The organism is Bacillus sp. 1A (assembly GCF_052682215.1).
Genome location: NZ_JBQYLZ010000001.1, coordinates 4,823,916 through 4,840,254, shown reverse-complemented (window position 1 = coordinate 4,840,254; position 16,339 = coordinate 4,823,916). Strand labels below are relative to the sequence as shown.

The following is a 16,339-nucleotide window of genomic DNA, read 5'->3' as shown; positions in this document are numbered from 1 at the left end:
GTATGGCTAATATGTATGAAAGACTATTAGGGGATTCTTATAAAAAACTTCATCCAAAATTACAGAAACGCTATGAGATTACAGAAGAAAATAGCTTTATTGGAGAAGGAAAGATGGATGGAATTTACGGAGGTTCTTTTTTCGTAAAATTGATATTAAAAATTGCATCGAAGTTTCGAATGTTTTTCTCTGAACGGGGGAAGGAAGTGCCATTTACAATACATAATACAGCTGAGCGAGATGAACATGGAAATGAACTTGTGCGGTGGAATCGTACTTTTTATTTTCATAATAAGAAAAGATACTTTAACGCTGTTATGCAGTTGGATGAAGAGAATAATGAAATTGTAGATTATTTTGGTGAGCCACATTTACTCGTTTCTACATTGAATTTTTATATTGATGAAAAAGGCGGGATGCATATCTCTTCAAAGAAACAATGGTTTTTTATGTTTGGAAGAAAAGTACCGTTACCTAGGTTTTTATACGGAGACGCCAAAATTGTAGAAAGTTATGATGAAACACTACAATGTTTTCGAATTCATGTACAAGTGCGCAATGTATTAATTGGTTCATTATTTTCATATAAGGGAACATTTGTGGGGAGGAAATAAGTGATATGAAAAATATAATAGTTGGGATAGCTTGTTATATTATTTTTCTAATATGTGAGTGGTCAAATGTAAACCCAGTTGAAGCAATTATTTTATTATCTATTTTGTTATTTATACCGATGTCATTTTGCATCATTGATAAGAAAACAAGAAATGGATTATATGTATTATTTTGTAAATTTGTATCGCTGTTATATCCAATCGCAGCAATTAGTGCAGTGCTAGCTTTCGTAACAAATCACTATTTCTTTGCGTTACTTTGGTTTGTATATACAGGAATTTTTGCGTTATTTGGTGTAAGTAGATTACTAGAAAGAGGATGGAAACCGTTAGAAGAGACGGCTATCGATAGTGCGTTTATGTATTTGTTTTTAGGTGGTTTCTGGTTTTTTGCTTCTGTAGCAAAACTCTCCATTATGCACTTTAGTTCTGACATTGTTTTGCTTACCGCTGCACATTTTCATTATTCGGCATTTCTACTGCCGTTATCAGCTGGTTTAATTGGGAGAAAAAGAGAAAAGAGAAGTAAAGTGTATGATGCTATTATGTTTATCATCGTCATTTCACCTATGACAGTTGCAATAGGAATTACGTACTCAAGAGCATTTGAATTTTTTGCAGTTCTTCTATATTTATGTGCTATTTATAGTTATGGGATTTATGTTTGGCGCACGAAATTTACTGCTATTAGTGCAAAGGTTCTCCTGATCATATCGTCTAGTACACTCATGGTAACAATTATGTTTTCACTTATATATTCATATGGGAATTTGAAACATGTAATGACAATTACAATTGCTCAAATGGTTTGGATTCACGGTGTTGTTAATGGAATTGGAGTAGCGTTACCGGCATTTGTCGGTTGGATGATTGAAAAGAGTGCTCCGAATTATAAATATTACGGGAAACCAATGAGCAGGTTAAGAGGAAATACGACAGTTGGAGAAGCATTTTTACATAACAGAAATTTAATAGATAGCAAGGAATACAAAGGTTTAGTTGATAAAATGAATGATTTTCATAGTGAGATATTTGACGTGACCAAGATTCCTTTAAGTATTATTCGTTTCTATGAAAATACAAAAGAGTATGAGTTACAATCGTATATTAAATGGAATCGTTGGTTCCACCCGCTTGCATTTTGCTATGAAAAAATGAGTAAGCGTGTAGGACAAATACATTTAGGAATGGGCGGCAAGTGGGAAACGATGCATGGCTCTATCATCGGGGTAATAGATGAGAAGGATGGAAGAGAGAATGTAAGGGCTTGGCTAAGAAAAAATGAAGCAGGAGAATCTATTTTTGTAGCTCTTTATTCAAAGCACACATATAAGAGCGAGACATATATGAATATTGCATTACCTTTACCAAATTCGAATATGACGGGGGTTTTAAAATTATGTAATAAGAGTAATGATTTAATCATTACTAGTAAGCTGAGAAGAAATGGTAAAGGAGATGAGGGGATTTATTTACATACTCGTTTCTTTACAATTCGTTTACCGTTAGCAGAGACTTTTATTATTAAAGAGAGCACAGATCACATATTAGAAGCTAATCATAGAATGTGGATATTTGGAGTTGAATTTTTAGAAATTGATTATGAGATTAAGAAAATAGCGGAGAAGTAAGAAAAGCTTGGAGAGATTCCAAGCTTTTCTACGTATGCGTAATTGTCATAGCAACTTGTTTATCTAAGTCTCGGTCCCAAACACGTTGAATTTCAAACGTACCTTTTTCAAAAAATAATGGGAATCTCTCTTTAAACCAATTTTGCATAGGAAGATTTAATGCTGTATCAATTGGCACCCATAATAATTCGCCTTCAGGAGGATTCATAAGAAGTTCGCCTTCAAATGAGTCTGTCCAATAATTAAATACCATATATCGAACGTTTTCTTTCGGATTTACGTATTCATCTAATCCCTTAAAAGTTAATTTTGAAACAAGTAATCCAGTTTCTTCTTTTACTTCTCGTTTAGCAGCGTGAACGATACTTTCTGGAAAATCTACTTTACCGCCAGGAGCGATGTAGCCAGGAAAACCTCGATGATCGGGGCGTTTTATAAGTAAAACTTCATTATTTCGCTGGATCATACACATTGTATAGATGCGGTGCTCGATGTTATGAGAATTTTGAGGCATAACAATGTATTCTCCTTTATATTTATTTTGATAATTTTACCATAACATAATGGTTTCTTATATAATTGAAAAAGAATATTAGGAATTTTTAGTGATATATTATAAAGTCTATAATCATTTGAAAAGAGGAGAGAGAAATGCAAGGGGAAGTACAAAGAGAAAAAGGTTTGGGGTATGTTGGGAAATTATTATTGCCAGTTAAAGCGTCACCATATTTTAAGTTTTTATGGATTGGGCAATTACTTTCGACTTTAGGCAGTTCGATAACGATGGTTATTTTGCCAGTCGTTGTGTATTCATTAACTGGTTCAACAGTTGTAATGGGGATGACAATGGCAATGTACATGCTACCTAATATTCTTGCGTTACCGTTTGCTGGATTAGTCGTAGATCGAATTGATCGGGTGAAAGTAATGTTATTTACAGATATAATTCGCTGTATAGTAATGCTATTACTTGCGACACTTATATTTATGGACGTTTTAACAATTCCACTTCTATATGTACTTGTAGCATTATATGGACTTATGGAAGGGATATTTCAGCCAGCGTATGCGGCTGTAAGAGCGAAAGTATTTGTACCGGACATTCGAAATGCAGCTAATGCATTAACGCAAATGAGTAATCAAGGTATACGACTAATTGGACCGGCTCTTGGAGGATTAATCGTTTCAGTTGCATCTGCTGGAATAGGATTTGGACTAGATGCAGTAACGTATTTGCTATCATTTTTTTGTTTATTATTTTTAAGAGAAATAAAGTTTAAAAAAGTAAACTCCATTGAAAAGAGAAAGGTCGATTACAAACAAGAGTTTATGGAAGGTGTTTTCGTTTTAAAAAGTCATCCGTGGCTATGGATTACAATTTTAGTCTTTTCTTTCATCAATATTTGTTATGCAGGAATTATCGTCGTATTAATTCCATGGTTATTTAATGTTCATCATCAATTTGAAGCATACGTGTATGGATTAGGAATGGCATCCTCTGGTGTTGGAGCTGTAATTGCCGCGTTAATATTTGGTGGGAGAGAACGGTGGCATAAGCGTGGATTACTTGCTTATGGTGGTGTTTTAATAAGTGGTTGTGCGCTTTTAGTTATGCCGTTTATTACTTGGGCACCTGCTTTAATTGGATTAATGGCAATTGAAGGGTTTGGTATGATGATATTTGGACTCATTTGGGAAACAAGTTTACAAGAGCTTGTGCCAGAAGAAGCATTTGGAAGAGTGGCAAGCCTTGATATGTTAGGTTCATTTGCTTTATTGCCACTAGGTTATGTGGTTGTAGGATGGTTAGCTACTGTCATAGGTGGCGAGATAACGATTATAACACTAGCTATTTTTGTACTTGTAACAATTGGAATAGCGTTATGTGTAACAAGTATTCGACGATTTGATTGATGATATAAGGGAAGGGGGAACGACTTATATGATTATAGAAAACTTGAAAGATATAGTAGTAAAGGAGTTGGCCAACAAATATATTTTGCAAGAAAAGGTCTTTGAAGCAAAAAATTTCACAGTCTATATCGCCACCCATAGAGAAAATAAGCTAACATATAACCAACTAGTATTAATAAAACATCTTTGTAACGAAAAGCCTTCCGTACATATTTGGGACAAGAAAATTAGTACGGAAGCAACAGAACTAGAAATCACAGAAGAAGTGACGGAAGCGATTCAATCTGGTTTTGTAAATGAAGAATAAGCCCTAATCAAATTAGGGCTTATTCTTCATTAAACACAAATGTTTGTTTCATTTGTTCCCCCTCATTTACCGGATGACCGTTGTATGAGAAATTTTTTTCTTCCCAAGTAATGACGACTTTAAAATTATGGCTATTAAAGTCTAAAGGGAATACGATGTAGTCAAAGCTTGTCTGACTTTTTGAAACGTTGTTATGTAATGTAGTAGGATTAAAAGTAGCTTTAGAGGTAGGAGTGTTATCAACTATTTCTACAGCTACGTTTGAAACATCATTACCGATGTTTTTTATGAGTAAGCGATATGTATCGTATACACCCTGTTTTGGCTGCGCTGCTTGCTTGTTTGCGTTATGGGATTTATCAATTTCGATATACCACTGTTTAGACTTTGATTCAATTGGTAGTGAGTGAAATGTGTATGCACTAGCTTGTATTGGTAGTGCTAAACAGATTAGTGTAAAGAGAGAAAGTATTTTTCGTTTCATCTTTAAAGTACTCCCATTCTGTAACGAATTTATTTGTTATTATCTTCTTTTTTTGAGAAGGTATACCATAATTCAATTGTAAAAAATATAGTCTCTCTTTGTGAATAAGATGGATATATTTCTCTTGGGCTAACCAATTGCCTGCAGCAATTGCGTTATGGATTGGAACGATGTATTTATTTATAAAAGGAAAATTATATGTTGTTTTCTTAATTCCCGTGACAGTCATGACACTCATGACTGTAATTTACATTTTAAATGCAAAAATTGGTTTTAACATTCCGCTAAACACATCTTATATTGTAGGTACATTTATTACGATTATAGTAACTGCTGTATTCTTTATGAAAGCTGTGAAAAATAAAAATGAGAATATTGAAGTAGATGTGCAATTAGAGAAGGAAGCTGTGTAGAGATTTTTCTACACAGTTTTTTCTAATGTGAAAAATTTTCCAATAATATGTTAAAATAACATTGTCATACAACAAGGGGGATTTGTTTTATGGAAAATGGATATCTTGCTAAAGTAGATTTAATGAAAAAAATAGAATCGAAATCTAAGTATAATAAGAAACTTGAAAAATACCAAAGACGTTTATTAGCACTACAGCAAATTGTAAAAGAAGAAAAAATCGCAGTTATGCTCGTTATGGAAGGCTGGGATGCGGCTGGAAAAGGCGGAGCGATTAAGCGAGTGACGGAACATCTTGATCCGCGCGGGTTTCAAGTAAATCCAATCGGAGCACCAGCACCTCATGAAAAACGGTACCATTACTTGCAACGTTTCTGGCGGAAACTACCTCAGTACGGGCAAATTACTATTTTTGATCGCTCATGGTACGGCCGTGTGTTAGTTGAGCGTGTTGAAGGCTTTGCTACAAAGGAAGAGTGGACGAGAGCGTATGATGAGATTAATGATTTTGAAAAACTATTAACAGATGATCATTATATAATCGGGAAGTTTTTCTATCATATTAGTAAAGATGAACAATTAAAGAGGTTTAAAGATAGAGAGAACAATCCTTTAAAAAGATGGAAAATTACAGACGAAGATTGGCGTAACCGTGAAAAGTGGGATGAGTATGTTGAAGCAATGGAAGACATGTTTGAAAAAACAAGTAAGCTAAATGCGAAATGGCATATTATTGAAAGCAATGATAAATTATACGCACGTTTGAAAACATTGAAAGTGATTATTGCATTGATTGAGGATTACCTTTTAGAACATAATATAGAATTACCTTCGTATTATTATGAAATGAAAGAGGGTAAGACAGAAGGTTTTGAAGCTAATCAAGATGAAGTTGTAAAATAGTACAAAGTTTGTATATGAAATATAAAGTAGAGCCACCCTGTAATTTTAGATAATAAACTTACAGGGTGTTTTTATTTAGAAACATTTTACAATTAACGGAATGAGGTATATAATCAATAATTATATTAACAATGTTAATATAATTATTGATTATATACAGTATGGAGGTTTTATTTTGAAGGGAAGAGATGTTGTCTTAGGCTTGTTAATGGGAAAAAAAATGTCTGGTTATGATATTAAAATTGTGTTTGAAGACGTATTTACTCATTTCTTTGATGGGAGTTTTGGAATGATTTACCCAACGTTACGACAGTTGGAAAAAGAGGGGAAAATAAAGAAAGAGGTTATTATGCAAGAAGGAAAACCGAATAAGAAAATGTACTTTATTACAGATGAAGGGCGTGAAGAGTTTTATCAGTACATGCAAACAGATGTAGAGAAAGATGTTTTACGTTCAGATTTTTTAATGAGGATGTATTTCGGTTATTATAGCGATGACAAGGCAATAAAAAAATGGATTGCGGACGAAATTGAAAGGAAAGAAGCATATATTGCGGATCTTCGTTTGAAATATGAAAAGTGGAGAGAAGGTATTACTTTTGTTGAAGAAATTTCACTAGATGTAGGTATCGCATCGTATAGTGCTCAAGTAGAGACGTTGAAAAGAAAACTAGAGCAACTAGAAGTAAAAAAACACAATAAAACGGAAGAATGAAAAACACGTTCATAATAAATAAAGGGGTAGATGAACATGGAGCAATCAAAGGGTATTAAGATTGTCTTTTTAATGTGCTTAGGTATATTTCTTTGTATGATTGATACGACAATTATGAATATAGCTTTACCAGCCATACAAACGAGTGTAAATACTTCATTAGAAAAGATGTCTTGGATATTAAATGTTTATACGATGACGATTGCAGTACTAGCCATTCCACTAGGAAGGATAGCTGATATTTTTGGGAAAGCAAAGATGTATATTCTTGGTTTGATAATTTTTGGTGGTGGATCAGTGCTTTGTGCTTTTGCTAATACGGGCGATTTTCTTATCTTTTCTCGTTTTATACAAAGTATTGGTGCGGCAATTTTATTTCCGACAAGTATGGTAATCGGCGTATCAGCAATGCCATTAGCAAAGAGGCATGTTGCACTTGCAATTTTAGGGGTAACACAAGGACTATCAGCTGCAATGGGACCAGTAATAGGTGGAATTATTACACAAAATTTCGGTTGGAGATGGGTGTTCTTCGTAAATGTTCCAATTTGTATTCTTGGAATCATTTTATGCTGCGTTATGCTGCAAATAAAAAATGAAGAACGTATTATTTCAAAAATAGATTGGGTAGGACTACTATTAAGTAGCACAGCAATTTTTTCTTTTACTCTCATATTAGTAAAAGGCAATACATGGGGATGGCAAAGTAATATTGCTTTTTCTTGTTATGCAATTAGCACTATTTCTCTTATTCTATTTGTTTTAGTAGAACGAAAGATTCATAATCCAATGGTGAATTTAAAGTTATTTCAAGATCGAATGTTTGTCGGAGCGTCTATCGTTATCATATTAAGTAATTTATTTTTAATTGGAGTTACTGTATTGCTTCCGACGTTCTTGACGAAAATACAAGGCCGAACGGAAATTGAAGCAGCTTTTTTAGTGACACCTATTTCAGCAATGATATTTTTTGTCTCACCAGTTGCAGCAACTTTAATTAAAAAACTCGGAAAGGTAACTATTATTTTGTCAGGCTTTCTTGTTATGGGCTTATCTTATTATTGGTTGCAAATGATTGATGTTAATTCAACAAATATAGAAATTATTATTCCATGTATGATATTAGGTGTTGGGTATGGTTTAGTAGTAGGTCCAATTACAGTTTTAAGTGCTTCTTCGTTTGAAGGGGAATTATTAACTGCTTCTCAAAGTGTTGTCTCAATGTTGCGGCAAGTAGGAATTGTATTAGCAGTTGCAATATTTGTATCTAACTTAACGCACAATTTAGCTGTAAATAAAGAGAATGTATATCGTTATGCAGAAAAAAAAGTGCATAATATTCATGTGGATAGCTCACAGCAAGCTGAAATACTGCAAGTAACAAAAGAAAAAATAGAGAACCAAAGTATAGAACCAAGTGTAGAAAAGCATCAAAATAAAACATTTGTAGGGTTAAATAAAGAGAAAAAAGATGCATTAATTCACCAAAAAGTGGATGAAGTATTAAGAGGAATTCCAGTAGAATATAGAGATGTAAAAAGAGAAGAAGTTATGAATCAAGTGACAAAAGAAGTTGAAAAACAAGAGGAAAGTATAAAGAAAGAGGTACTCGCATTTTCGAATGATGTGAATCACTATGCTCAAAATCAGATGGCAATGAGTTTTACAGATTTATATAAAGTAAGTGTGCCGATTATCTTAGTTTTTGCGTTAGTAAGTTTGTTATTTTGGGAAGGAAAGGCTTTGAGTAAAGGGAGAAGGAAAAGGGTAGTAGAGGAAGCGTAAAAAAACAGGCTAATAGCAGCCTGTTTTTTTATTGTTTTCTCCTTGCATATTGTAAATAGTAGTATTTTTAATATAGCATGAGATAAGTAGTCTATGGTTAGTAAGTTTTTAGAATGAAAAAAACGAATAGAAAATGTCGTTGTATATGTAATGTAAAACATAATACATTAACAAGGGGATTTTATTTCAAAGGGAGGATGAGGAATTGTTAGATGAGGCGGGGGCTTTAAAAAGTAATCACATATATACAGAAGAAGACCAACAAAAATTATACAAACGAACGTTAATAATCGTCAGCATCTCACAAATGTTCGGCGGAGCAGGGTTAGCTGCTGGAATTACAGTAGGTGCACTTCTTGCGCAGCAAATGCTTGGGACAGATGCATATGCAGGATTACCAGCTGCTATGTTTACAATGGGATCTGCGGTAGCGGCTTTCTTTGTTGGGAAGTTATCACAAAAACATGGTCGCCGCATAGGGCTTGCAGGAGGTTTTATAGTAGGTGGACTAGGGGCTATTGGAGTTGTGGTGGCAGCTTTAACAAATAGTATTATTCTTTTACTAGTTTCTTTACTTATATATGGCGCGGGCACAGCTACGAATTTACAAGCGCGTTATGCTGGAACGGATTTAGCGAATAAGAAGCAAAGAGCAACTGCTATTAGTATTACGATGGTAATGACGACTTTTGGTGCAGTCGCAGGTCCGAATTTAGTAGGTGTAATGGGAAGGTTTGCTCATTCAATTGGAATTCCTGAACTTGCTGGTCCGTTCATATTATCGGCAGCAGCATTTATACTAGCTGGTCTTGTTCTATTTGTTATGCTTCGTCCAGATCCGTTACTTATTGCTAATATGATAGAAACATATAAACAAGAGCATACATATAAAGGGCAAGCAGTAATAGAAGAAGCGACAGAAAATAAACGAGGTATTACTGTTGGAGCTATTGTAATGATACTTACACAAATCGTGATGGTTGCGATTATGACGATGACTCCAGTTCATATGGGGCATCACGGTCATGGATTAAGTGCAGTAGGACTTGTGATTGGTTTTCATGTAGGTGCAATGTATCTTCCATCTCTCGTTACAGGAATGTTAATTGATAAAATTGGAAGAACTACGATGAGTATAGCTGGCGGAGTAATTTTACTAGCAGCAGGTGTCATATCTGCAATAGCGCCGAGTGATTCTTTAATACTATTAATTGTTGCTTTATCTTTACTTGGATTAGGATGGAACCTCGGTTTAATAAGTGGAACGGCTCAAATTGTTGATGCAACTATACCTTCCACACGTGCAAAAACACAAGGGAAAATAGATGTGTTTATTGCGCTAGCTGGAGCTTCAGGCGGAGCGATGTCAGGTATGGTAGTGGCGAATTCAAGTTATGCGGCATTGTCATTAGCAGGAGGAGTATTAGCTTTCATGCTTATTCCTGTTGTGATATGGGCTCGGACAGGTAAATAAAATTAAGAGAGTAGAAGCAGCGTTCAAAGTGGGGTAACCAATCTTTGGATGCTGCTTTTTTGTAGTTAGTTGTATAAAAGAAAAATGTTAGTTTAAATCCCACTCCACAATAAGGCCTAAATGCGTAAGACCACCGCCAAATCCGTATAGTAAAAGTGTGTCTCCGTTATTTAATTTTCCTTCTTTCCTAGCTAAGTCCAGAGCGAGTGGAATGGAAGCCGAAGATGTATTTCCCATGTGTTTTACACTTGTTAAAGTTTTTTGAATTGGAATTTCGGTTTTCTCACAAATAGATTCAATCATTCGTAAGTTAACACTGTGTGGTATGAACCAGTCTATATCATCTATTTGCATATTTGCGGTATGTAATAGTTCTTTTATACCTGCTGGCACTGTACGAGTTGCCCATTTATATACTTCTCTCCCGTTTTGAACGATTTTTTCATTTGTTTGCAGTGGTGTGCCATTCATAGTAGTAGATAAGTTTGTTCGGTATAGATGAATCCCACCGTGCCCATTTGTTCCCATGTGAGCAGCGACAAAGCTTGGTTTGTTTTCATCTCTTTCTAATAAAATAGCTCCAGCACCATCGCCAAATAAAATGCAAGTCGTTCTATCGGTGCAATCAGTAACTTTAGATAATGTCTCTGCCGCTACGACAAGTACTTTTTTGTGTGATCCAGAAGTGATTAAGCTATTACCGACGTGCAGGCCATATGTGAAACCAGCGCAAGTTGCATTTAAATCAAATGCTATTGTATGAGGTATGCTGAAGTGTTGTTGTATTTGACACGCGACACTCGGAAAAACATAGTCAGCGGTTTCAGTTGGTGGCAAGTTGTTACCCTTTCTATAGGCCTGTTACTAATAGTAGCTCTTGTGATTTTTATTGTAAGAAGAACGCGCAAAAAATGACGCTTAAAGTAAAAATATAAAGAATTTCTTTAGCGTGAGATAGGTTGTTTAATCTTGTGAAAGCGAATTACTTATGCTACACTTTATGTAACTTAAAATGAACGGAGGGGCTTCCTTTGATCTTAATCAGATTACGTCTCAATACTTTGTGCCAATAATTGAATAGCGCTCAAAGGCTCTGTCTGTGTGCAGAGTGAACGGGATTGGTCTGCCTATTTTAAAGGAACCCTTTATTAAGCTTATATGTGAAAAAGAGGGAGGGACGAATACGCCCTCTTTTTGTTTTGCCTTTATAAATAGAATGGGATCGTATAGGTGAACACTTATTGTGGATACGTATATGATTTTGGGACTTATTGACTATGAGATAGGATGAAAGTATAGCTTTCTCCTGTTTCTTTGGTGAACCCTTATCCGTTTACGAAAACACAGGCAGTAACCTGTGTTTTTTATTTTACGTAATCGAAATGGAGGAATAAATATATGGAAGAATTATTACAAAGAGCAGTTTTAGTTGGAGTAAATTTAGGTAATGAAGATGATTTTGCATATTCAATGGAAGAGCTAACAAACCTTGCAGAAGCTTGTGATGTAGAGGTAATTGGGCAAGTGACGCAAAATTTACAACGAGTAAATCCTTCCCATTATATTGGAAAAGGAAAGATTGAAGAAGTAGCAGCGTATGTAAATGAAGTAGATGCGAATATGGTAATCTTTAACGACGAATTATCTCCTTCACAAATTCGAAATTTAGAAGCGGATTTAGATTGTAAAGTTATTGATCGTACCATATTAATTTTAGATATTTTTGCGCAACGTGCGAAAACGAAAGAAGCACAGTTGCAAGTAGAGGTAGCGCATCTTCAGTATATGATGCCTCGTTTAATCGGGCTTCGTGAATCATTAGGAAGACAGAGCGGCGGAGTTGGTACGAAAAATAAAGGTGTCGGTGAGAAGAAATTAGAGTTAGATCGTCGTAAAATTGAAGAACAGATTTCAGTTTTAAATAAAGACCTAGAAGCACTTGTTGCCCAGCGTCAAACGCAGCGAAAGCAGCGTAAGAAAAATGAAGTTCCTGTTGTAGCTTTAGTAGGTTATACGAACGCAGGAAAATCAACGACGATGAATGCGATGCTTGAAATTTATAATGGTACAGAAGAAAAACAAGTATTTGAAAAAGATATGTTATTCGCGACGTTAGAAACATCTGTGCGAAATATTGATTTGCCAGATAACAAATCATTTTTATTAACAGATACAGTTGGATTTGTAAGTAAATTACCGCATCACCTTGTAAAAGCGTTCCGTTCCACACTAGAAGAAGTAGCGGAAGCGGACCTACTTATTCATGTTGTAGATTACGCTAATCCAAATTATGAACAGTTAATTGATATTACAAATGAAACGTTAAAGAAAATTGGGGTTGAAAACATTCCGACCATTTATGCTTATAACAAATCAGATATGGTAGATGTTGAAATTCCGAAAGTACAAGAAGAACGCGTTTATTTATCGGCGAAGAAACATATTGGAATAGAAGAGCTTGTCGAAATGATTCGCTCACACATTTATAAAGAGTATACGAAGTGCGAAATGTTAATTCCGTATGATCAAGGACAGGTAGTTTCTTATTTCAATAATCATGCGCACGTTTTATCTACGAGTTATGAAAACGAAGGTACGAAACTAGAAGTAGAATGTAAGACGAGTGATTACGAAAAGTATAAGCGTTTTGCGATTTAATAAAAAAGGCGATCCTAATATATGTTAGAATCGCCTTTTTCTTATTCTGTAATAGAGGCCCACTTATAAGAGTCAACTACCCCCACTGAGATAAAGCGTTTCAGTGGGGGCTTGAGTTATAATACTAGGTCTTTTCGGTCTATCACTAGACAGTTGACGCTCTAGCATTCATGCCACCTTATGGTAACACCCCAAGTATGTTTTTGGTTGGTACTGGCAACGAATGATTGTTTTCCCACTTGCACCACCCTTTCGAAAAAGAGCAGTTCTTCCTTGTGGAAGAAGCCACCACTCAGGTGAATCTGGCGTGTGCTACAAGCCCCGACAGGTCGAGTACACATGGATGGTTGACACACCCACTAAGCTATGCGCGAAGCAACAGCCTTACGTTTTTGCACTTCTAATAGAATCGGCGTTTTCACTTTAAGATTCTTATCCAATTCTACAATGTTTGATTTTTTCAATGTATTCAACGCACCATTAATATCAGCGTGAATACATGTTCCTGCTTTACTTTGGTACAGACCACGAGTGAGTCGTTTGCCACTAAAGCGATACTGAGTCTTATCATCTTTAGACCAAACTGGAACCGGATCCTTATCAAGAAAACTAGCTTTTGAAGTATAGCTTTCTTCTTGTTTCAAAAATCGGATGCCTTCTTTTATACATTTATTCTCAATCGCTGCAATCAATTTCTGAAATGGAATTTGAACAAACTTTTGATTATTCTTTTTCCCCATATCAGATTTTTGTTTCCAACCAACGTTATAACCTACTACAACCGTATCTACGCTACATTCCTTCACTTTTTTAAACAACAACCCTACCGTTTGTGAAAGGTAACCATTTATTTGTCTTTCTCGTTTATGCCAAAGTGCGGCTATTCTATTCGTTACAACGCGTTTGGAAATTCCATTTTCTATATTCTTCTGCCCTAGATTACGTATCATTTTGTTGAAGTATTGGTTAATGGATTTTAGTTTTTTCCCATCAATTAAAAATGCATCACCTGTATTTGCCACGCAACTTACTAATCTATCTACACCTAAATCGCAACTCAAAGCGTTACTCGTAGTCGTGGAAAGTTTCTTCATTTGAGAAACGTGCATTTCATATGTGTAATGCACCTCAAAGAACCGACCTTTTTGCTTCGGTACAATCTCAATGTAGGAGATTTTTTTATTTCTTAAGTTTTTAGGCATACGTATTTCAATGGAACCGAATTTTTTCCTGAATGCAACACTCATTGGAATCATCCAATACCCATTATCATCCACTTTTGGCACTTGATAGATTTCAATAATTCGTTTGTCAGTGGAACGAGAATAATTTGGAAACTTCGGACGACCTGTGAACTTCTCAGGATTTTTCTTCCACTGTTCCAACGCTTTAAAAAAGCTCTTTACTTCTGTAAACAAGGTTCTACGAATCGCTTGAACAGAGTTTGATTGAATACCCCAGTAGTTCATATCTGCTTGCATGGCAGTGTCCACTTCTTTTACAGTAGCCATTTTATTATCGTTCAAATAACTTTGTTTAATGGTGTACAATCCAACATTTCGCAATGCTTTTGAACTATGTGACATGCGCTGCAATAAACGAAATTCTTTAGCTGTGAGGCAAGCTCGTCCGATATTTTGTTTCTGTGTGAATCGTTGCATGTTTTCTCTTTTCTTTTGTTTCCGTAATACTTTTACTGCTTTCTTTCTAGCCATTTTTTCACCACCTTTCTTAGAGAGTTCATTAAAATTACTTTTGACAAATTAATATGTAGAAAGAAATGGAACAAGAATATATTCTTCATCGTAATTCCTTTTGGACCAAGTAGCGGAATGATAATCATTATCTAATTTCGTTGTCTTACAATCTATTCCCTCCTTATCTACACTATATCGTAAGAAAAAAAGAAACGAACATTCGCCTCAAAAATTATTATGAGCGAAACAAAAGAGTTCAGCCTACCTGCTGACGGTAATTCATCTCCACCTGAATTGTTGGGTTTCACCGGTAACACAAATCAGATGGAGTCTTCTTGCCGGAAAGGATAAACCCGATAAAGCATATAGAAAAAATATATTATTTAAGAAGTGATATTTCTGGAAAAAGAAATGAAACCAGTATAGAATAGAAATGTTTCAAAAGTCAGAATTTATCAAGATTAAAGTCTTACTTTATTACACCTGCTGTAATAAATATATATTTTGTACAGGAAGGAGAGATTCATATATGCAGGCAGTTTCGAAAAAAAATACAATGGAAACACCGACGATATATCGAATACTATTTGCGATTAGTTTCGGTCACTTTTTAAATGACTCGATGCAAGCAGTTGTGCCGGCATTGTTTCCTATTTTGGAAAAAACGATGAATTTATCCTATATGCAAGTAGGGTGGATTGCGTTTGCGTTAAATATGACGTCATCGATTATGCAGCCGGTTTTTGGTATGTATTCTGATAAGAAGCCGTCACCATTTTTATTACCGCTCGGTATGTTTTCGAGTATGCTTGGGATGATTGGACTTGCATTTGCACCGAACTTTATTATTGTTATTATTTCTGTTTTATTTATCGGATTAGGTTCCGCAGTCTTTCATCCAGAAGGTGCTCGTGTTGCTTATATGGCAGCCGGTGCAAAACGAGGTTTAGCGCAAGCGATTTATCAAGTGGGAGGAAATACAGGGAATTCACTAGCTCCTATTTTTACAGCGTTAATTTTCGTTCCGCTCGGCCAAATTGGCTCTTTAGGTTTTACAGCCTTTGCAGCGGTAGGAATTGTATTATTAATTTTCGTATCAAATTGGTATAGGAATGAATTAGCTACTGGTGCTGTAAGAAGAAAGAAGAGGGCTGCACTTGAGGCTGAAAATGCGATAGTAAGTACACATATTAAATTTGTTATTATACTTCTTGTTTTTCTTACTTTTGTACGTTCTTGGTACGGTGCTGGTATAGGGAATTTTTATCAATTTTACTTAATTGAGCATTACGGTTTATCTATAAAAAATGCCCAGTATTTCGTATTCGCATTTATGATTGCCGGTGTATTAGGAACTTTCTTTGGTGGACCGTTAGCAGATCGATTTGGAAAGAAAACAATTATTGTATTTTCAATGCTTGGTTCGGCGCCACTTGCCCTTTTATTACCTCACGTTTCGCTCATGTGGGTCGTACCGCTATTTTTATGTATCGGTTTTATTAGTTCAAGTAGTTTTAGTGTAATTGTTGTTTATGCGCAAGAGCTTGTTCCTGGAAAAGTAGGGATGGTATCTGGATTAATTGTAGGGCTTGCGTTTGGACTCGGAGCTTTAGGATCTGTAGTACTTGGGAAATTGGCTGACATATATAGTCTACAATTCATTATGTTACTATGTAGTTGTCTACCATTAATTGGACTTACTTCTTGGTTATTACCAAGTGATAAGAAAACGATAGAATAGGGGA

13 protein-coding genes and 3 pseudogenes are annotated in these 16,339 nt (G+C 35.2%); 12 read left to right on the top strand and 4 right to left on the bottom strand.

Annotated features, from left to right (window positions below; all coding sequences use genetic code 11):
- The first annotated feature begins 2 nt into the window (after positions 1-2).
- Complete coding sequence (locus ACUN0F_RS24685; protein WP_445540362.1) at positions 3-614, top strand: DUF4166 domain-containing protein; 612 nt, start codon at positions 3-5, stop codon at positions 612-614.
- A 5-nt stretch (positions 615-619) separates the two neighbouring features.
- Positions 620-2,245: a YndJ family protein gene (locus ACUN0F_RS24680; RefSeq protein WP_445540361.1), complete on the top strand. Its 1,626-nt coding sequence runs from the start codon at positions 620-622 to the stop codon at positions 2,243-2,245.
- A gap of 28 nt (positions 2,246-2,273) precedes the next feature.
- Here the strand turns inward: ACUN0F_RS24680 and ACUN0F_RS24675 are convergent, their stop codons facing one another.
- Positions 2,274-2,759: an 8-oxo-dGTP diphosphatase gene (locus ACUN0F_RS24675; protein WP_445540360.1), complete on the bottom strand. Its 486-nt coding sequence runs from the start codon at positions 2,757-2,759 to the stop codon at positions 2,274-2,276.
- A gap of 137 nt (positions 2,760-2,896) precedes the next feature.
- On the opposite strand from ACUN0F_RS24675, the gene ACUN0F_RS24670 reads away from it, so the two are divergent.
- Positions 2,897-4,159, top strand: coding sequence for an MFS transporter (locus tag ACUN0F_RS24670; RefSeq protein ID WP_445540359.1), 1,263 nt, complete (start codon positions 2,897-2,899; stop codon positions 4,157-4,159).
- Positions 4,160-4,187: 28 nt separating this feature from the next.
- On the top strand, positions 4,188-4,466 hold the full coding sequence (locus tag ACUN0F_RS24665) for a hypothetical protein (protein ID WP_097917597.1): 279 nt from the start codon (positions 4,188-4,190) through the stop codon (positions 4,464-4,466).
- A 19-nt stretch (positions 4,467-4,485) separates the two neighbouring features.
- Here ACUN0F_RS24665 and ACUN0F_RS24660 read toward each other — a convergent pair whose 3' ends face one another.
- A complete protein-coding gene (locus ACUN0F_RS24660) occupies positions 4,486-4,950 on the bottom strand; it encodes a hypothetical protein (RefSeq protein WP_264462573.1) in 465 nt (154 codons plus the stop codon).
- A 110-nt stretch (positions 4,951-5,060) separates the two neighbouring features.
- On the opposite strand from ACUN0F_RS24660, the pseudogene ACUN0F_RS24655 reads away from it, so the two are divergent.
- The 5 genes and pseudogenes from ACUN0F_RS24655 to ACUN0F_RS24635 form a co-directional block, all read left to right on the top strand.
- Positions 5,061-5,363 (top strand): annotated as a pseudogene (locus ACUN0F_RS24655) (carbon starvation CstA family protein); the annotation flags it as partial.
- Positions 5,364-5,452: 89 nt separating this feature from the next.
- Positions 5,453-6,265, top strand: coding sequence for a polyphosphate kinase 2 family protein (locus ACUN0F_RS24650; protein WP_445540358.1), 813 nt, complete (start codon positions 5,453-5,455; stop codon positions 6,263-6,265).
- Between the two features lie 175 nt (positions 6,266-6,440).
- A complete protein-coding gene (locus tag ACUN0F_RS24645; RefSeq protein WP_445540357.1) occupies positions 6,441-6,980 on the top strand; it encodes a PadR family transcriptional regulator in 540 nt (179 codons plus the stop codon).
- 36 nt (positions 6,981-7,016) lie between these two features.
- Positions 7,017-8,765 (top strand): MFS transporter, encoded by a 1,749-nt coding sequence (locus ACUN0F_RS24640; RefSeq protein ID WP_445540356.1) that lies wholly within the window; start codon positions 7,017-7,019, stop codon positions 8,763-8,765.
- Between the two features lie 205 nt (positions 8,766-8,970).
- Complete coding sequence (locus ACUN0F_RS24635; protein ID WP_445540355.1) at positions 8,971-10,239, top strand: MFS transporter; 1,269 nt, start codon at positions 8,971-8,973, stop codon at positions 10,237-10,239.
- An 87-nt stretch (positions 10,240-10,326) separates the two neighbouring features.
- Here the strand turns inward: ACUN0F_RS24635 and ACUN0F_RS24630 are convergent.
- Positions 10,327-11,067 (bottom strand): annotated as a pseudogene (locus ACUN0F_RS24630) (ketoacyl-ACP synthase III); the annotation flags it as partial.
- On the opposite strand from ACUN0F_RS24630, the pseudogene ACUN0F_RS24625 reads away from it, so the two are divergent.
- Together ACUN0F_RS24625 and hflX are read left to right on the top strand one after the other, a co-directional pair.
- A pseudogene (locus ACUN0F_RS24625) lies at positions 11,050-11,154 on the top strand (cobalamin biosynthesis protein CbiN); the annotation flags it as partial. The pseudogenes ACUN0F_RS24630 and ACUN0F_RS24625 sit on opposite strands and share 18 nt — an antisense overlap.
- A gap of 483 nt (positions 11,155-11,637) precedes the next feature.
- The gene (gene hflX, locus ACUN0F_RS24620) at positions 11,638-12,897 is read left to right on the top strand and encodes a GTPase HflX (RefSeq protein ID WP_000391884.1); all 1,260 of its coding nucleotides are present in this window, start codon (positions 11,638-11,640) and stop codon (positions 12,895-12,897) included.
- A 359-nt stretch (positions 12,898-13,256) separates the two neighbouring features.
- Here hflX and ACUN0F_RS24615 read toward each other — a convergent pair whose 3' ends face one another.
- On the bottom strand, positions 13,257-14,612 hold the full coding sequence (locus ACUN0F_RS24615) for an RNA-guided endonuclease TnpB family protein (RefSeq protein WP_046955084.1): 1,356 nt from the start codon (positions 14,610-14,612) through the stop codon (positions 13,257-13,259).
- 511 nt (positions 14,613-15,123) lie between these two features.
- Here ACUN0F_RS24615 and ACUN0F_RS24610 point away from each other — a divergent pair.
- The gene (locus ACUN0F_RS24610) at positions 15,124-16,335 is read left to right on the top strand and encodes an MFS transporter (protein WP_445540354.1); all 1,212 of its coding nucleotides are present in this window, start codon (positions 15,124-15,126) and stop codon (positions 16,333-16,335) included.
- Positions 16,336-16,339 lie beyond the last annotated feature (4 nt).

Excerpts from the sequence above, each read along its gene's own strand:
- ACUN0F_RS24640 (WP_445540356.1), top strand. The coding sequence starts at position 7,017 with ATGGAGCAATCAAAGGGTATTAAGATTGTCTTTTTAATGTGCTTAGGT.
- ACUN0F_RS24680 (WP_445540361.1), top strand. The coding sequence starts at position 620 with ATGAAAAATATAATAGTTGGGATAGCTTGTTATATTATTTTTCTAATA.
- ACUN0F_RS24660 (WP_264462573.1), bottom strand. The coding sequence starts at position 4,950 with ATGAAACGAAAAATACTTTCTCTCTTTACACTAATCTGTTTAGCACTA.
- ACUN0F_RS24650 (WP_445540358.1), top strand. The coding sequence starts at position 5,453 with ATGGAAAATGGATATCTTGCTAAAGTAGATTTAATGAAAAAAATAGAA.
- hflX (WP_000391884.1), top strand. The coding sequence starts at position 11,638 with ATGGAAGAATTATTACAAAGAGCAGTTTTAGTTGGAGTAAATTTAGGT.
- ACUN0F_RS24615 (WP_046955084.1), bottom strand. The coding sequence starts at position 14,612 with ATGGCTAGAAAGAAAGCAGTAAAAGTATTACGGAAACAAAAGAAAAGA.
- ACUN0F_RS24670 (WP_445540359.1), top strand. The coding sequence starts at position 2,897 with ATGCAAGGGGAAGTACAAAGAGAAAAAGGTTTGGGGTATGTTGGGAAA.
- ACUN0F_RS24665 (WP_097917597.1), top strand. The coding sequence starts at position 4,188 with ATGATTATAGAAAACTTGAAAGATATAGTAGTAAAGGAGTTGGCCAAC.
- ACUN0F_RS24685 (WP_445540362.1), top strand. The coding sequence starts at position 3 with ATGGCTAATATGTATGAAAGACTATTAGGGGATTCTTATAAAAAACTT.
- ACUN0F_RS24610 (WP_445540354.1), top strand. The coding sequence starts at position 15,124 with ATGCAGGCAGTTTCGAAAAAAAATACAATGGAAACACCGACGATATAT.
- ACUN0F_RS24675 (WP_445540360.1), bottom strand. The coding sequence starts at position 2,759 with ATGCCTCAAAATTCTCATAACATCGAGCACCGCATCTATACAATGTGT.